Below are 16,447 nucleotides of genomic sequence, written 5' to 3' on the forward strand. Positions count from 1 at the left end.
TGATTTTTATGAGTAAATTCAAAGAACTTGGATTAAAGGTCGGATTCGAATTTCATCAACAACTAGATACAGAAAACAAACTTTTCTGCAACTGCCCAACAAAGCTATCAGAAAAAGAAGAACCAGACTACACATTCACTAGATACCTCCATCCAACAGAAAGCGAGTTAGGAGAAGTCGATAGGGCAGCGCTTGAAGAAGCACGGCTATCAAAACTCTATCGATACCATGGATATAAAGAAAACACCTGCCTCGTTGAATGTGACGAAGAGCCACCCCAACCAATGAACAAAGAAGCACTAGATATCTGTATGGAAGTAAGCCTACTTCTAGACGCCAGAATAGTGGATCAAGTTCACACAATGCGTAAAATAGTTATAGATGGCTCCAACACCACTGGGTTCCAGAGAACCGCATTGGTGGCAACCGACGGAGAAATAGAGACCGAAGAAGGAAAAATAGGTATAGAAGGAATATCAATCGAAGAAGAATCATGTAGAAAAATAACAGGAGAAATCGGTGACGAAGAAATAACATACTCACTTGACCGACTTGGAATACCATTAATAGAGATCGGAAGCAAGCCAGACATAAAAACACCAAAACAAGGCCGTCAATTTGCCGAAAAAATGGGAGAAATACTAAGATCAACAAAAAAAGTCAAAAGAGGCATCGGGACAATACGACAAGACATAAACATAAGCATAGAAAAAGGAAACAGAATCGAACTAAAAGGAGCACAAGAACTCGACCTAATCGAAACATACATCAAAAAAGAAGTTACACGCCAAACCAAACTCCTTGAAATAAAAAAAGAACTACAAAAAAGAAACATAACCCAACTAGATGGAGACATAAAAGACGTCTCCCACCTATTCAAAAAAACAAGCTCCAGCATAATCAAAAACGCATTAAAAAACGGAGCCGTACTAGCCCAAAACCTAAAAGGATTCAAAGGCCTTGTCGGAAAAGAAATACAAGAAAACAGGCGTTTAGGAACCGAACTATCAGATAGAGCAAAAAAAGCAGGTGGAGTCGGAGGAATATTCCACACAGACGAACTACCCAAATACGGCATAACCGAAAAAGAACTCAAAAAACTCCGAGAAGAAATGAACGCCAAACCAAACGACTGCATAATAATAATCGCAGACAAACCAAAAAAAGCACAAGAAGCACATAAAGCAGTAACCGAAAGAGCAGAACAAGCAATCAAGGGAGTACCAGAAGAAACAAGAAAACCATTACCAAACGGTGGATCAGAATACATGCGACCCCTACCAGGCTCAGAAAGAATGTACCCAGAAACAGACATACCCCCCGTAGACATAAAAAAACAACAAATCAAAGAAATAAAACAAAACCTACCAGAACTAATATCAGAAAAAATAGAGAGACTCACAAAAAACTACGACATAAACAAAGAAATGGCCAAAAACATAACAAAAAACCAACAAGCCAAAATATTCGAAGAAATAGCAAAAAAAGACGTACCACACACAATAATCGTGAAAACACTAACAGGAACACTACAAGAACTCAAATCAGAAGGCCATAACACAAACAAAATAACATCCAGCCACATCAAACAAACATTCCAACTACTAGAACACAAAGAAATATCAAAAGAAGTAATACCCGACATACTGAAAGAACTTACAAAAAACCCAGAAAAAACACCAAAACAAGCAGCAAAAGAAACAGGAAAAACAAAAATAGACCAAAAACAAGCAAAAAAAACAATACAAAAAATAGCCAGCCAAAAAGAAGACTTCATACAAGAAAGAGGAATGGCCGCACTCGGACCACTAATGGGAGTAGTTATGCAAGAACTAGACAAAAGAATAGACGGAGAAACAGCAAGCCAACTACTCAAAGAAGAAATCCAAAAGAAACTATAAAAAAAATATAAAGAAAGGGTGCAAAGCGGATTCAATCTTGGAGGGGATGGGATACCGCCAGCGCACCCTTCATACAAACCTTTCTACCTTATGGTATAAAAAACCATCGCAAAAACAAAACCCAATAAAAACACCTCTTAACCAAAACAAACACCAAACAAAAACAAAAACAACCAAAACAACCCACAAAACACAGAAAAACACAACAAAAACAACCAAAACAACCCATAACCACACAAACCCAACTAAATCAACTTCCACAACACCTCAAATAACCAAATAAACAAAACAACCCCACAAACCCACCAACACACAAAACCCAATACACATACCCCACACAAACATAAATTAATAAAAAACCCCAACCCACATAGGCTGAGGAAACCACAAAAAAATGTTTTTATCTTAAAAAAACGCCCAAAACCCCTTTTGGGAAAGGCGTTAGTTCACAGCCGACTCACCCTCTTAAATCCAGAGAGTTCAACTACATCAATACCAAACTTATCCACCATTTTATCCAACAACAGATTCAGGCCTACCGAGTCTGAAGATATATGTCCAGCCGCAACAACGTTGATGTTTTGTTTTTTAGCCTCCTTAATCTGATCCTTAGACATATGCATAGCTATTATAGTGTTAACTCCAGATTGAGCCATCTTCTCCAACCGATCTTTACTAAGCTCTGTCCCACCAGTCATGTCGTAAGAAACCTTACCAACACGGTTCTTTTTTTTGCCATTAAATATGGTTGGACCAAGGTCATAATCTAATGCCCATTCATACTCAGGTATATCAAGCAATACATCTATCAAATCTGATATTCGGTCAGGATCTTCCTCCTCAACATACCTTTCTAGATAACTATTCACATGATTATCAGCTAGTGTATGGAAACATGCATAAGGAATATCCAGTAGTTCAGCTGTTTGAACAGATCTAGGGTGATTCCCAGAGTGAACCCCTCTACGAACCTCATCAACTCGACCCCTCACAATAGCTTCAGCCTGTGAAATACTGACCCCAACCTGTTCAAGTGTCTCAACCTGCATCTTCATAACTTCATGCAAGTTAGCTAACCCACGACCCTCAGGATGGTGAGCAATAGCTCCAGTTATCTCATGACCTTTCTCATTCAACCTATCTATAAGTAATAAATCCTGCGTCTCAATATCAATTCCAACCGCAACCTTCTCAACCTCTCTATCACCAGCATACAAAACCTTGCTATCATCATAGGGATTCTCCAACCGATTTAAATCATAACTGTCCTTCCGAACCCCCTCTAAATCCTCATACTCCTCACTTCTCTCATCAAGAATCTCTTCAATTCGAGACCTATCCCGTGGATCAACCTCAATAGCTTGCTCTACAGCAAATTCATGCAGCTCATTTAAAGTTACCATAAACAAAACCTCTTAGCATAGTAGTCCGTCTCCAAACAAATATATTCCCACCAAAAAACGATAAAATATACCCAAAAATTATTCGATATATTAGAGGGAGGATGTCAAGTGGATTTAGCTAGTGATGAAGTCGATAGGTTAAGAGAGGTTGTTGATAGTTATATGGAGTTAGCTATTGGTTTAGATAGGCATTGCAATCGATGTCTCGAGACTCGGAGGTGGGGTGGCTCGGTTGTTTTAATGGTTTTGGATGCCGCGTTCACATCTGTTGGACTCAATTACTTTAATATCGTTGTTCCACAGGTAATGGAGTTTGAAAACCGGTTTGTAGAGCGAGGTAGAATTGTTAATTTAAGTGATTTAAGTAGTTTGGAACATGATGTTGTCAGTGATTTATGGAAGAACGAGCGGTCTTGGCATGTTGCTAGGAAGGTTGCCGAGTTGATTGATAAGGTTGGTGATAGGCATGGGTTGGATGATAGGTTGGCTTTGAGGCGTTGGGCTAGTGAAAGTAGTTTGGTTGGTTGGAGGGAGAACCCTGTTGGAGAGGTTAAGGGGGTTGGGGTTGTGACATATCAATATTTAAGGATGATGGGTGGTGTTGATACAAGTATGCCTGATGGTGTTGTGCGGAGGGTGGTTAAGGATATTTTGGTTAGAGCAGATGTTGATCTACCTGTTGATGGGGATATCGAGTTGGTTGAGACGATTGATTATATGTCAGATGTGACTGGTTATCGGTCGGTTGAAATTACATGGATGACTTGGCTTGTTCAAAGCGAAGGAGACAAAATTAGGATGGAGAAGTATAGGGATGTTTTGGAGAGGATTTAGTTTTGTTTTGGTAGGTTTTGGGTTATGTTGTGGTAGAGGTTTGTTAGTGTGAGTATGTCTTGTCGGTTGTGGCTGAGTATGGGTAGTAATGGTCCTGGGTTTTGTTTTTTTAGGTATGTTTGGTAGTAGTCGGGTACTCTTTTGCTTGGTATGTCTATTTTTCTTTTTATGTTAAGTAGGGTTGTTTCTATGTGGTTTAGGTTGTGTTTCTTCAGGTTTTGGTGTGTTTTTTTGGTGTAGTGGTAGAGGTCTATGTGGGTTGGGTGGTTTTGTGTTGGTATTTTGTGGTGGTGTTGTCTTTTTTTTATGTATGGGATGTCGAAGCTTTTTCCGTTGAATGTGATTATTGTTTTTTTGTTTTTTAGGTATTGTTGGGTTTGGTGGAGGACTGCTTTTTCTTGTTTTGGGTTTTGAAGTAGTAGTTGATGTAGTTTTAGTTGGTTTTTTTGTGGTAGGCCTATTCCGATTAGTATTATTGGTTGGTTTGTTAGGCCGAGTGTTTCGATGTCGAGTAATGCTATTTCGTTGTTTTTTAGTTCTGGTGTGTGTTTTAGGGCTTCATGGCATGTGGGTCCGAGTTTTTTGTGTAGTGTTTGTATTGCTTTATATGGTTTTTTTGTGTTTTTTAGGTGTTTTTTTGCTTTTTTGCTCCATTTTTTATGTTTTTTGAGGTCTTTTATTGTTTGGTAGCCTTGTTTTTTTAGTTTTTTTTCTGTTTTTGGTCCGATTCCTTTGATTGGTTTTAGGTCTGTGTGTTTTTTGTGGGTTTTGGTTGTTTTTATTGTTTTCTTGGTTGTTTCTATTCGTTCTATGTACTGTCCTTTTTTGTTTTGTTTTTTGGTTGTGTTTGGTAGTTGTTCTATTGATTGGTTTTTGTATTTTTTTGTTAGTTTTTGTTTTATGTGGTCTGGGCCTTTTTCGATGGTTTTAGGGTCGATGTGTTGGATCCATTTTTGGAGGTTCATTTTGTATCTATATTTTTTTATAGTGTTTTGGCTGTTGATGTGTTGTTTGTTTTGTTTATTTCGATTATGTTGTCGACGTAGCTTTCCATTTTTGGTTCGTGTGATACTAATATGATTTGTTGCATGTCGAGTTCGTCTATTATGTCTCTTATTTTGTCTAGTTGGTTTGTGCTGAATCCGTCTGTGGGTTCGTCTAGTATTATCATGTTTTTGGTTTGGATGTCTTCTACTAATTGGTTTATTACTCTGTTTAGTGCTAGTCTGTATGCGAGTGCTACTGATGTTCTTTCTCCGCCTGATAGTCTTTTGTATTTTGTTTCTGTTTGGCCTCTTTCTATTATTGGTGCGAATCCTTGGTCTACGTGTACGTTTAGGTCGCTGTCTTCTATTAGCATTCGGAACCATGTGTTGAATATTTCGTTGAATTTCATTTGGAGTTGTGTCATGTATTTTCGTTCGATTGTTGCTGATAGGTTTTTGAGGTTTTCGAGCCATTCTCTATGGTTTTCTATTTTTTGTTTTAGGTTTTTGGCTTGTTTTTTGTCTTGGATTTCTTTTTTTATGGTTTTGATTTCTCTTTTTCTGTTTTTTATGTTTGTTTTGGTTTCTATGAGTTTTTGTTGAGTTTGGTTTAATTTGGTTCTTTTTTCTTCGATTTTGTTTTCTAGTTCCTGGTTTTTTTGTTTGGTTGTTTTTAGTTGGTTGAGTTTTTGTTGGGTTTGGTTTAATTTGGTTTGTTTTTCTGTTTTTTGGTTTTTGAGTTGTTGGATTTTTTGTTGTTTTTCTTGGATTTTTTGTTTTAGTTCTTTTGCTTGGTTTGTTTTTTCTTTGTATTCTTGGAGTTTTTTTCTGTCTTTTTTTAGTTCTTGTGTTTTGTTTTCTATTCGGTTGAGTATTTCATTGATTTTGTTTTCGATTTTGTTTTCTAGTTCTTGGATTTCTTGTTGATGGTTTTCTAGTTTTTGTTGGTGTTTTTGTAGTTTTTGTTGGATGTTTTGGATGTTTTTTTGTTTTTTGTTTTGTTCTTTTTTTCTGTGTTGTTCGTTGAGTTGGTTTCCACATATTGGGCATTCTGATTTGGTTTCTTTTAGTTTTGAGAGGTTTTTTTGGTGTGTTTTTTTGGTTGCTTTTAGGTTTTTGATTTGGTCTTGTTGTTTCTCGATTTCTTTTTCGATCTCTTGTTTTTCTTGGATTTTTTGGTCGAGGTTTTTTTCTATTCCGGGTTCTTTTTTATGGCATTTTTCTTTGAGTTTTTGGAGTTTGTTTAGTCTTTTTTCTATTGTTTCTTGGTTTAGGTCTGTGGGTTTTGTTTGTTTTTTTATTTCGTTGTATCGGTTTTGTGTTTGGTCTTTTTCTTGTTTGTGTTCTTTTATTCTTTCTTTGGTGTTTTGGAGTGCGGTTTTGATTTCTGTTTTCTTTTTGTCTAGTTTATGTAGTTCTTCGATTTCTTTTTCGATTTCTTGTTTTTGGTCAATTAATTTATCTAGTTGTTTTTGTTGGTTTTCTACGTCTTTTTCTAGGGTTTTTTGTTTTTCTAGGTGTTTTTGTAGTTTTTCTTGGATTTTTTGTTGTTTTTGTTGTTTTTGTTTTAGGTCTTTTGTTACTCCTTCTAGTTGGTTTAATGGTTTTCTTAAGTTTTTTCTAACTTCATCTATGTTTTCTCGGATTTTTTTGTATCTATTGATTCCAGTGATTTTTCTTAATGTGTTGAGTCTTGTTTCTTCGTCTGCTTCTATGATTTTTTTCATTTCTTCTTGAGGGGTGTAGACTGTGTATCTATAGATAAGTGATTTTCTTTTGGAGACCATTTCCATTGGGTAGCCAAGGATTTTGAATACCTCTGTTTTTAGTTCGGTTGGTGTTAACTCGGTTTTGGCGTTTTTCTTGATGTATCCGTTTTCTTGTCTTATTGCTGAGTTTTCTCGTGTTAACTCTCTATAGACTGTGTATTTCTGGCTGTTTATTGTGAATGTGAGTTCTGCATATCCGTTGTTTGTGCCTTCTCGTAGTAGGTCTGCTCCGGATAGTTGGTTTCCTCTTAGGCCGAATAAAGCGAACTCTATTGCCATGAGTAGTGATGATTTTCCATGGCCTATGTCTCCTGATAAAAGAAGTGTTCCTGTTGGGAACTCTACGTGTTCTTCTTTATAGCTTCGTATGTTTTTTAGGTGTATTGAATTGACTTTCAATTTTTGCCTCTCAGGGTTTAGGGTTTTTGGGTTTTATAGTGTTTTTTCTATCTCTTTTTTTATTCCAAGTGTTTTTAATGCGTCTTGAACTACTCTTTCTCTGTAGTCTTTCTTTTTTTCTCCGTCTTCTTGTTCTGTTGATAGTTGGTTGAATAGTTGTTTTGTTATTTCTTTTTTTTCTTCGTCTGATTTGTTTTTAAGTTCGAACTGTCCGGTGTGTTCTTCTATTAATTTTTGTTCGAGTTCTTTTCGGTCGCTTGCTTTTACGTCGAATTCTTGGTATTCTTTTGTTTTTAGTTGGTTGATGTTTATTCGTACTGCTGTTGCGCCTAGGTCTGTTATTTTGTTTCTTATGTTGTTGAATCCTATTTCTGTTGTTTTACCGGTTTTTAAGACACCATATACCTTTAATAAGACTATTGAGTTTTTTATGTTTTTTTTCTGTATTTTTTGGTTTATTTCGTGTTCAACCATGTCTGGTGTTTTGTTTTCTCCATCTATCTCTATTGATATTATTGGAGCGATCTCTATTTTTTGGGGTTTGATATCTATTTCATCGTCTACTACATCTACGATGTAGAAATTTCCATGTCTGTTTTTTTCTAGTTCTCGGTAGTCGGTTGGGAATATGCAGCCTGGGAATGTTATTGGGCCATATTCATCTTCTTTAAATATGTCTTGTTTGTGTACGTGGCCGCCTGCGTAGTAGTCTAGGTTTTTTGGTAGGTGGGAGAGTTTGATTCCTTTCATGCGTTTTAGGTATTCAGGTTTGTATTCGTTTATTGCGGAGTGGAACATGAATATCTTGAATCCGGGTTCTTTTTTGAGTTTTTCGTGGTCGAGAACTTGGTAGGCCTTTGATTCTAGGGCGCCGGCTCTTCCGGGCATTCCTGTTATTTTTACTCCTTCGATTGGTTCGTGGTAACTGAGTTTTAGTTTACCGTTCTTCATTTGGCCTTTACCTACGTTTTTTATGAGTTCAGCGGATTCAAGTACATTTAACATTGTGTTGCCGGATGGAGAGAAGTCGTGGGAGCCTGGTACGACGATTACTTCGATTTCTTTTTGGTTTATTTCTCTTAATCTCCGGAAGGCTTCCATTAAAACTGTTGTTGGTGGTCTTCCTGTTTCGAATAGGTCTCCTGAAATCAGTATGAAGTCGACGTCTTTATTTAGGCATTGGTCTATTGTTTTGTTGAATGCCTTTATTGCTATTTCTTTTAGTTTTGATCCACTCCATGATCCTAGGTGGATATCTGAGATATGTGCGAAACGGAAGTTATTCAAATTGTTTTCCTCCAGTTGTTATGTTATTCCTCTGAACTGGATGTTTTCTGGTTCTTTTTGTTGTTTTTCTGCGATTTCGTCGAAGTAGGGTATTTTGATTGGTATTGCGAAGTCTGTGAATGTTGATGTTACTATAGCTTCTCCTTTGTCTAAACTGGCTATGTTTCTATCGTCTTTTGATAGGTCTTGTGAAGCGCTTTGAACTATTGATTTTCTCTCACTCCCCATCTCCATGCCTAGGATTATTTTTGTATTCATGTTTGCTAGTATCTCTCTGGGTATTACGCTTGGTAGTTGGGTTATTGCTGTCATTCCTATCTTGAATTTACGTCCTTCTCTAGCGATTTTTTCAAATATGTTACCGGATTTCATAACCGAGTTTTCGCCTATTACTCGTGGTGCTTCTTCTAGAACTATTGATACTACTGGTTTTGTTTTGAGTTTATCGCTGGATTTATAGTTTTTATATCGATTGAAAAGTCTGTTAGCTATTATGGAGCCTATTAATAACTCTATTTTAGCTTCTAAATTTGATGTATCCAGTATTACTGTTTTACTTGATTCAAGTGCGTTAATTATATTGTCTATTGTTGCTTTACCTGCTTTTTCGTCGAAAATACCTTTGCAGATTAATTCGTTTTCCGCTTCATGTATATCGAGGTATACACCAAGTTTTCTCTTCATAGTTTCGAGTGTTACTTCTTGAACGCCTTTTAAAGGTTCTTGTGCTAACAATAGTTTTTTAATCCAGTTTTGGCCGTGTTTTTGGTAGTATGCATTTATTGCTTCAGTTTGGGCGTTAGATAGGTCGATTACCTTGATTAGGTCCCAGGGCTTTAGTTCCTGGATGTTTATAACAAGTTTATTTATCCCTGATTTGTTTTTGCCTGGTGAATAGGGTTCGAGCAGGCGGTTAGAGTCTGGGTGGTTTGATAGGCCGGGAGTTCCTGCTGTCCCTATATATTCGTCGTGGGGATCGATTATTAATTGGCCACAGTACTCTTGGTTTAGTAGTTCCCATGACATGGCTTTAACCAGGTTTGATTTACCTTTTCCTGTTGATGCTGGAACTAGGATGTGGTGTCTTAATACTTCTTCTCCGGGTAGGGTTATCTCGACATCCAGTTCGCTTGAACCTGAACGGATGTTTCCTAGTGATAAAGGTTTTTCGTGGGCTTGTATGAAACTAAAATCTTCTTTTATGACTCTTCTTAATCCTGAAAAGAATTGTGGGAGTTTTTTAGGTGAGTGTGAACGTAGTTCTCCGTTTTTCTCTACCGTTACAAGGCTTTTTAGGTCGGCTATTATGTAGTTGCTTAACTCTGGGTCTGTGAAGTCGAGGTCTCTTCCATATCCCTCTAACTTCATTCCGGCAACTAGGTTTTTTTCCTTCTCCGGGATTTGGGAGCCGTACATCAAGTCATGTACTTGGAGTAATGTGATCCAGGATTCACCTTCTGCTACAAGAAGATCTCCCATCTCTATTGTTTCACTTGCCTTCTGTCTCACTCTTACTGTGTCAAAATCTCCACTTACAATTCTTCCAACAACATTCATTATTAACCACTTATCTTATCTTATTTTGTTTAATACGTCATGAGCATCTACAGCAGATAGATATCCACGTAACTCATTCCAGAGATCATTTCCTTCTGTCATCGCCCTAAACCTGGCTCTATATCTAGAGGCCTCTTCCTTTGATACACTAGCCATTCTGTCTGCATCTATCAACCCATATGGATATCCCGGAAACCTGACATCTCTAGAGTTATTGGATAGAGCTGTTAAAACAGATTCTATTTCCTTTTCCCCTACTTCATCCATCCAATCCCTCTGCAGTTCATACCTAAATGCATATTCCGATGTTGAATATAGTTTTACAAAAAAGATTTCAGCTCTATGGTTTGGATCGGTGTTTTTAACAACCGGGTAGTAATACCATGGTTTATCTATGTCGGTTGCTAGGTCCTTCAAGGCCTTAACCAAACTATTGCCTGTTGTTGTGTGTAGGGTTGTGGTTTTAGATAGGCCTGAATAGACCACATCATTGGTTAATGCCTTTCTGTATGCATATTCTGCATACTTGGTTTCGTTTTTAACAGATGTCTGTAGGCTACCGTCCATCACCATTATGTCTCCAGAACTTAGTTCTTGTTTAGAGATATCGCCTGCAACTTTCCATTCTGCGAAACGTCTTGCTGCTGTGCATACTCTACCGATTCGGGACATATTTAGTTGTTCGTCGGGCTCTCCAACTACCTCACTAAGTTTTAACTCTAAATCACTTTCATCTGGTAGGTATTTTTTGTGTTCTGGAGTGATTGGATAGAGTCTTCCTTGATATTTTATTTCTCCATCCAGTTCAGAGGCGCTGGCAAGTGCATAGAAATCGATTCTCTGAGGTATAGATCCTGGCTCAATTCTCTTCTTTCCTTTAAAAACATTATAATAAATACGTATTAGGTGGACGCTGAACATTGGGGAGGAGAACAACTCCATGTTCCCGCCATCTATAAATGAAATTTTTCTATCTGTTTCTCCCTTTGGTATTGGAGTGAATTTATCTCTAGATAACTTGATTGGGGTGTAGTTGAATCCTTTGAACAAAGGTTGGCCAGGATCTGTTTTACGAATACTGTCACCAAGGTCTTCAAGCAGGTTGGATAGAGCATTATCCTTCATATTGAAATCCACAACTATATATGCATTACAAAGACAAATCACTTCTCGGTCAGGTAACCGAAACAAAAAACAACCGTTAACATTCATATAGTAATAGTCGGTTAATACCAAGGGGATATTTATGGATAGAAAATACGTTTATATTTCAATATTAATAATCGCGTTTGCTTTATCAACTGCTGGATGTTTAGGTGGTTATGATAAATCGGTTTCTGCTGAAGAAGGTCTTGCTATGCTTACAGATCAAGAGATAGATCCAGAGATACAGAACCACGTAGATATGGAGAAGGTTGGATTGGATGTAAGTGATGGAAACTTATTGATAACTATCGAGACATACGGTGATATACCAAACACCATTGAAGAAGGCGCAACTGTATATGAAGTTAATGTCAAGGATTTAGGTAGTGATGAAGCCAGTGTTAACTCACTTGCGTTAGAGTTCATTGGTGATACTGAATATTTCAATGCAGAAAAACCTGTTGAAGGAGATTTAATGGATATAGATGGAGCAGGTTACACAGTTGATTCAAAGTTTTTTGGAGGATATGAACTAATATTTGAGGTGCCTCTTGAAGAAATTGATGATCCTGATGAAGTAGGTATTCAAGTCCATTCAGAATGGTCTGATCCAGATGGATTTGGAACTGCTATGGATTTCATTCCCCTCGATGAAGATGGAAATGTAGATTCTAGTGAATACATCAAGTATGAAGTTTAAAGAAAAAATAGAAGTAGGGTTTTTGGGGTGTTGAAACCCCTTTTTTTTGTTTTTTATTGTGTTTTTGAGAGTAGTTTTTGTATTGATTTTTCTGGGTTTTTGGTTTTAACTACTCCGGATGCTACTAGGATTCCTTTGGCGCCTAATTCGATTGCTTTTTTTACGTCTTCTCCGCTTGATACTCCTGCTCCGCATAGTACTGGTGTTTCTGATTTTTCAACTGATTTCTCGATTATTTCTGGGTCTGCGGTTGTTACGGAGATATCTCCGCCTATAAGTTCTGGTGGTTCTATGGCTACGTACTCTGGGTTGAGTTTTGATGCGGCTGCTGTTGTTTGGACGTTGTTTGTGCATATGATTGTTTTTAGGTCGAGTTTTTTTGCTCTTTGGTTTGCTTTTGCTATTTGTTTGAGTGTGAGGTTTTTTTCTGAGTGGTTTATTAGTGTGCCGGTGGCTCCTGCTTTTTTTATTGCTTCTGGTAGTATGTGTCCGGTGTTGCTTCCGTATTGGATTGGGTCTATGTGTTGAGCGTATATTGGTACTGTTGTTTCTTCGGCTATTTTTTGTATGTCTGTTGGTTGTGGGGAGATTATTATTTCAGTGTCTGTTTTTTCTTGTGTTTTTTCGATTGCTTTTGCTATTTTTAATGCGTTTTGGTTTGTTCCGGCTTTGTAGGTTTTTAGGTTTATAATCAACTTCATTTTTTGTTACCTCGGGTTTAGAGGCTTGTTTTTATTTCGTCGATTATTTCTCTAGCTGCTCCTTCTGGGTCTTTAGCACCTGTTATGGCTCTTCCTACGACCAATATGTCTGCTCCGGCTTCAATTGCTTCTTGCACGTTCTTTGATTTTATTCCCCCGGCTACTGATACGAGGCCTCCATCTAGTTCTTTTTTGATGTTTTCTATGTTTCCCCATGCGTGTTCGGCTTCGTCTTCTACGTCTATGGCTCTATGAAGCTCTAATATATCTGGTTTTTGGTCAAGTTGTTTTAATAGTTCGATGGGGTTTTTCATGTTTATTGTGTCGATTATTGAGTATATACCGGTTTTATCTGCTTCTTCTATTACGCCTTCTATTGTTGGTTTACTTGCTATTCCAGCTACTACGACTCCGTCTCCTCCTGCGTCGGCTACCATTCTTGCTTCTAGGTTTCCGGTGTCAAGTGTTTTTAGGTCGACTACTATGAATGCGTCTTCTCTTATTTCTCGCATTCGGCTTACTACGTCGACTCCATATTTCTTAACGAGGGGTGTTCCCACTTCGAATATTATGTGGTCGTCTTCTGGTATTTCTTTCAACAATTTCTCGACGTGTTGGAAGTTTGTGGTGTCTAGAGCTACCTGTAGATATGGTGGTTTGGAGAGCCTTGTTATGCGGTTGCCCATTATTGGGTGGCCTCCGATGTCTTTTTCTTTTATTACTTCTTTGGGTGTTGGATATTCATTTAGAGCTCGTTTTATTGCGAGTTTGGTTGCACCATAGTTGTATCTATATATTTTCTGGAAATCTTTGGCTTCTGGATGTATGAATACACTTGCTATTATAACTTTGTCTTCAACTTCTTCCTCTTCTATTATTCCTTCTTCAAGTGAGTCTGCAACTGCCTTTGAAACCGCTTCTTGGGCGGGACCGAATATTTTCTCAGTGTCCCCCATGTCTTGTATTGTTACTTTTGGTACAATCAGGGTTGAGGGTTTTGTCGGTAAATTAGGTTTTATTACGCCTAGAAGGGGTGTGTGTCCTTCGGATAAATTCGTTAATCCATTTAAGAATGCCTGGCCTGCGGGCCCAGACTTGTCTCCAATCACTAAATCGATATGCGCTAACTCTGGTTCTTGTCCTATAAGAGCTTCTCCAACCTTAAACATTAAAAAATCACCATCAAAAAGTCCTTTTTAAGTTATTAAACTTAAAAGTATAATATACAATCGCTTCAAAAATACAAAAAACATGTTTCTTTTATCTTTGTTTTATTTTTAGGTGTGACCACATTTATTTTTGTTTATATTTTTGTTAGTGTTTTTTTAGCTATAATGAATGCTATTGTTCCAAGTAGTAGTATGAATGCTGTTATCATGAAGAATGTATCGAATTCATAGGCGTTGGCGAGGACGCCTAATGCTATTGAGCCTATAGCGATACCCATATCGAAACTGGAGTTTATAAGTGCGCTTGCTTTACCTCTTTCTAGAGGTGCTACGGTTTCTACAGATAGGGCTAGTAGGGTTGTGTATGCTGCTCCGAATCCGATTCCAAATACAATTCCTGCTATGTAAAAACCGGTTTGGGTTGTTGTCAAGCTTATAATTGTTATTCCTAGGACGGAAACAACCATCATTGGAGCGGTTACTATGCTCATTCCTTTTCTATCTGCATATCTACCTACTGGAACCCTTACTATGAGGGCAGCAACTGCGTATACTGTGAAGAACAGGCCGATTGTGAATTCTGTATATCCAAGTCTGTTTGCGTAAACTGGAAAGAAGGCTGTAATCGCTCCATAAGCTGTTGTTAATGCTAAAACACCTACCACTGCTGAAGTTACATTGCTGTCTTTCAATACATCCATGAAGGTGGCTGTTCCAGTTCCATCTATATCGCTTTCGCTTACTAAAAAAACGAGTATTAGTGATACTACTGCGAATAAAGAGGAAATATAGAATGCTTCGTTGTATCCAGTTAGATCAACCAAAAAACCCGCTATTCCAGGCCCCAATATCATTCCAAGCATTACTGGAACTCCAAACATACCCATAGCTTCTCCTAATCTTTCTCTTGGAACCATGTCCACTGCCATAGACATTGAAGCAACGCTGAAAGCTCCTATCCCGATTCCATGGAATATCCGTATCAAAGCTAAAATCAATACAGATTCGGTTAGTGTGTAGAGTATTGGGGCGAGTATGAAGATTATTGCTCCTACCACAAGCAGTGGTTTACGGGCAACGTTGTCTGCATACCTACCGAAGGGTACTCGGCTTAGTACTGCTGAAAAAGCGAATATCCCAACTATCACTCCGATCATTAGTTCGCCAGCCCCGAGTATTTCGGCGTAAAGACTGATTATTGGGACTATTGCGAAGAAACTTATGAAGAACATGAACACAGAGGCCAGTAATATGAGGTACTCTCTGGTTAATATTTTTCCGGAAAGTTCTGACTTGTTCATAGCATTTCTCCAAGGAATTTAGTTGCAAAGACTCCGAAATATTTTATTAGAGATGGTTTGGTTTTTAATATCTGGTATGCAACTTTGGAGGGATAATCCATGTCCCCATGGCTCTCAATTGCATTTATCAATCGTGGGTTATCCAGTTTTTTTATCACGTCATCTATTTCATTATCTGATAGTGAACCTAAGGAGTTGTGAATCGCCAATCCAATCTGTAGTTCTCTACCTAATTCCTTTCTCCAATCAATGTCGTATTTTTTTAGGGAGGTTCTGCCATCGATATATTTGTTTATTGTTTCTCCAGCTATCTTCCCACAATACATTCCTGTGTAGACTCCTCCGCCGGTTGTCGGTTTGACTTGGCCAGCGGCGTCGCCAACGATGATTGTTTTATCTCCCACAAGTTTTTTTGGATATCCGATTGGTACTGCGCCATAATTCCATTCAAGCTCACTACCACTGTATTGTTTGAGGGCTGGATGTTTTTTGATTAAGTTCTCTAGATATTTGTTTGCAGGTTTCTGAGCTTTTTTTGGATCTAGACAAAGTCCTATTCTAACGGTTTTTTCGTCTATTGGTATGCTCCATCCGAAGAATCCTGGAGCGATTTTTTCACCCAGAAATAACTGAACGAACTCTGGGTCTTCAACCTGAACTCCAGTTAATGTGAGTTGGGCTCCTGAAAGAAATTTCTTTGGACCAGGCAATCCCTTGGTACGTCTTATTGTTGATTTAACTCCATCGGCACCAACCACAACCTCTGGATATATCTCTCTAATGCCTTCTGGAGTGCTTACCTTAAGTTTTGAGCCATCCCAGTTTATTGCTCTCCACCCGAGCTTTAGTTCCGCTCCTGCCATAACTGCTTTTTCAATCAATCTCTGATCGAATTGAGCTCTATCTATTATGTAAGCCTGTGTTTCTGGCCGGCTTATACATATTTTTTCTCCATTTGGCGAGTGTATTATTGCGCCTCGAACTTCATTCAGAATGTAGTTATCATGGTTTAAACCACTTTCTTGAATTGTTCTTGTGCTAACTATACCGGCACATTGAATTGGATGGCCAATAGCTCTGTCTTCTTCTAAAATCATTAATTCAAGGCCATTTTCAACTGCCGTATATGCAGTTATAGCTCCAACGGGCCCTCCACCGACAACAACGGCTCCATTGTATTTTTGTTCCAAAGTAACACAACCAGAATTATAGTTTGATTTATCTCTCGTCAACAAAAAAGTTTACAAAAAAGTTTATAAAAAAAGGTATTTCTAATTAATATTAATTAACGATT

The 16,447-nt window shown here is 37.9% G+C and carries 13 protein-coding genes; 3 read left to right on the forward strand and 10 right to left on the reverse strand.

All coding sequences use genetic code 11. The features are described 5' to 3' along the window. Positions 1 to 8 precede the first annotated feature (8 nt). On the forward strand, positions 9 to 1,901 hold the full coding sequence (gene gatE, locus QEN48_RS00465; protein WP_280108455.1) for a Glu-tRNA(Gln) amidotransferase subunit GatE: 1,893 nt from the start codon (positions 9 to 11) through the stop codon (positions 1,899 to 1,901). 446 nt (positions 1,902 to 2,347) lie between these two features. Here the strand turns inward: gatE and QEN48_RS00470 are convergent, their stop codons facing one another. Then, the gene (locus QEN48_RS00470) at positions 2,348 to 3,304 is read right to left on the reverse strand and encodes a hypothetical protein (protein WP_280108456.1); all 957 of its coding nucleotides are present in this window, start codon (positions 3,302 to 3,304) and stop codon (positions 2,348 to 2,350) included. A gap of 108 nt (positions 3,305 to 3,412) precedes the next feature. On the opposite strand from QEN48_RS00470, the gene QEN48_RS00475 reads away from it, so the two are divergent. Continuing rightward, entirely contained in the window at positions 3,413 to 4,138 is a 726-nt protein-coding gene (locus QEN48_RS00475; RefSeq protein WP_280108457.1) for a hypothetical protein, read from the forward strand. Here the strand turns inward: QEN48_RS00475 and QEN48_RS00480 are convergent. The 5 genes from QEN48_RS00480 to QEN48_RS00500 are packed head-to-tail and all read right to left on the reverse strand — an operon-like array spanning position 4,135 to position 11,261. Next, complete coding sequence (locus QEN48_RS00480; RefSeq protein ID WP_280108458.1) at positions 4,135 to 5,103, reverse strand: ribonuclease H-like domain-containing protein; 969 nt, start codon at positions 5,101 to 5,103, stop codon at positions 4,135 to 4,137. The genes QEN48_RS00475 and QEN48_RS00480 overlap by 4 nt on opposite strands. Positions 5,104 to 5,120: 17 nt before the next feature. Beyond that, on the reverse strand, positions 5,121 to 7,292 hold the full coding sequence (locus QEN48_RS00485) for an SMC family ATPase (protein WP_280108459.1): 2,172 nt from the start codon (positions 7,290 to 7,292) through the stop codon (positions 5,121 to 5,123). A 33-nt stretch (positions 7,293 to 7,325) separates the two neighbouring features. Further along, entirely contained in the window at positions 7,326 to 8,579 is a 1,254-nt protein-coding gene (locus tag QEN48_RS00490; protein ID WP_280108460.1) for a DNA repair exonuclease, read from the reverse strand. Between the two features lie 18 nt (positions 8,580 to 8,597). After that, positions 8,598 to 10,136, reverse strand: coding sequence for an ATP-binding protein (locus QEN48_RS00495; protein ID WP_280108461.1), 1,539 nt, complete (start codon positions 10,134 to 10,136; stop codon positions 8,598 to 8,600). 15 nt (positions 10,137 to 10,151) lie between these two features. Next, positions 10,152 to 11,261 carry a DNA double-strand break repair nuclease NurA gene (locus tag QEN48_RS00500; protein ID WP_280108462.1) on the reverse strand — a complete coding sequence of 370 codons (1,110 nt, stop codon included), beginning with the start codon at positions 11,259 to 11,261 and terminating at the stop codon, positions 10,152 to 10,154. 121 nt (positions 11,262 to 11,382) lie between these two features. On the opposite strand from QEN48_RS00500, the gene QEN48_RS00505 reads away from it, so the two are divergent. After that, positions 11,383 to 11,982, forward strand: a complete 600-nt coding sequence (locus tag QEN48_RS00505; protein ID WP_280108463.1) for a hypothetical protein — start codon at positions 11,383 to 11,385, stop codon at positions 11,980 to 11,982. A gap of 53 nt (positions 11,983 to 12,035) precedes the next feature. On the opposite strand, the gene tpiA is transcribed toward QEN48_RS00505, so the two are convergent. The 4 genes from tpiA to QEN48_RS00525 all read right to left on the reverse strand — a co-directional run bounded on the left by tpiA (position 12,036) and on the right by QEN48_RS00525 (position 16,343). Further along, the gene (gene tpiA, locus QEN48_RS00510; protein WP_280108464.1) at positions 12,036 to 12,683 is read right to left on the reverse strand and encodes a triose-phosphate isomerase; all 648 of its coding nucleotides are present in this window, start codon (positions 12,681 to 12,683) and stop codon (positions 12,036 to 12,038) included. A 17-nt stretch (positions 12,684 to 12,700) separates the two neighbouring features. Further along, a complete protein-coding gene (locus tag QEN48_RS00515; protein WP_280108465.1) occupies positions 12,701 to 13,852 on the reverse strand; it encodes a bifunctional 5,6,7,8-tetrahydromethanopterin hydro-lyase/3-hexulose-6-phosphate synthase in 1,152 nt (383 codons plus the stop codon). A 134-nt stretch (positions 13,853 to 13,986) separates the two neighbouring features. Continuing rightward, complete coding sequence (locus QEN48_RS00520; RefSeq protein ID WP_280108466.1) at positions 13,987 to 15,153, reverse strand: MFS transporter; 1,167 nt, start codon at positions 15,151 to 15,153, stop codon at positions 13,987 to 13,989. Continuing rightward, entirely contained in the window at positions 15,150 to 16,343 is a 1,194-nt protein-coding gene (locus tag QEN48_RS00525; protein WP_280108467.1) for an NAD(P)/FAD-dependent oxidoreductase, read from the reverse strand. Before QEN48_RS00525 ends, QEN48_RS00520 begins: the two co-directional genes overlap by 4 nt. Positions 16,344 to 16,447 lie beyond the last annotated feature (104 nt).

The organism is Methanonatronarchaeum sp. AMET-Sl (genome assembly GCF_029854155.1).
Taxonomy (GTDB): Archaea; Halobacteriota; Methanonatronarchaeia; order Methanonatronarchaeales; family Methanonatronarchaeaceae; genus Methanonatronarchaeum.

Coding starts and splice junctions, on each gene's coding strand:
- gatE (WP_280108455.1), top strand. CDS start 9: ATGAGTAAATTCAAAGAACTTGGATTAAAGGTCGGATTCGAATTTCAT.
- QEN48_RS00470 (WP_280108456.1), bottom strand. CDS start 3,304: ATGGTAACTTTAAATGAGCTGCATGAATTTGCTGTAGAGCAAGCTATT.
- QEN48_RS00480 (WP_280108458.1), bottom strand. CDS start 5,103: ATGAACCTCCAAAAATGGATCCAACACATCGACCCTAAAACCATCGAA.
- QEN48_RS00495 (WP_280108461.1), bottom strand. CDS start 10,136: ATGAATGTTGTTGGAAGAATTGTAAGTGGAGATTTTGACACAGTAAGA.
- QEN48_RS00500 (WP_280108462.1), bottom strand. CDS start 11,261: ATGAAGGATAATGCTCTATCCAACCTGCTTGAAGACCTTGGTGACAGT.
- QEN48_RS00505 (WP_280108463.1), top strand. CDS start 11,383: ATGGATAGAAAATACGTTTATATTTCAATATTAATAATCGCGTTTGCT.
- tpiA (WP_280108464.1), bottom strand. CDS start 12,683: ATGAAGTTGATTATAAACCTAAAAACCTACAAAGCCGGAACAAACCAA.
- QEN48_RS00515 (WP_280108465.1), bottom strand. CDS start 13,852: ATGTTTAAGGTTGGAGAAGCTCTTATAGGACAAGAACCAGAGTTAGCG.
- QEN48_RS00520 (WP_280108466.1), bottom strand. CDS start 15,153: ATGAACAAGTCAGAACTTTCCGGAAAAATATTAACCAGAGAGTACCTC.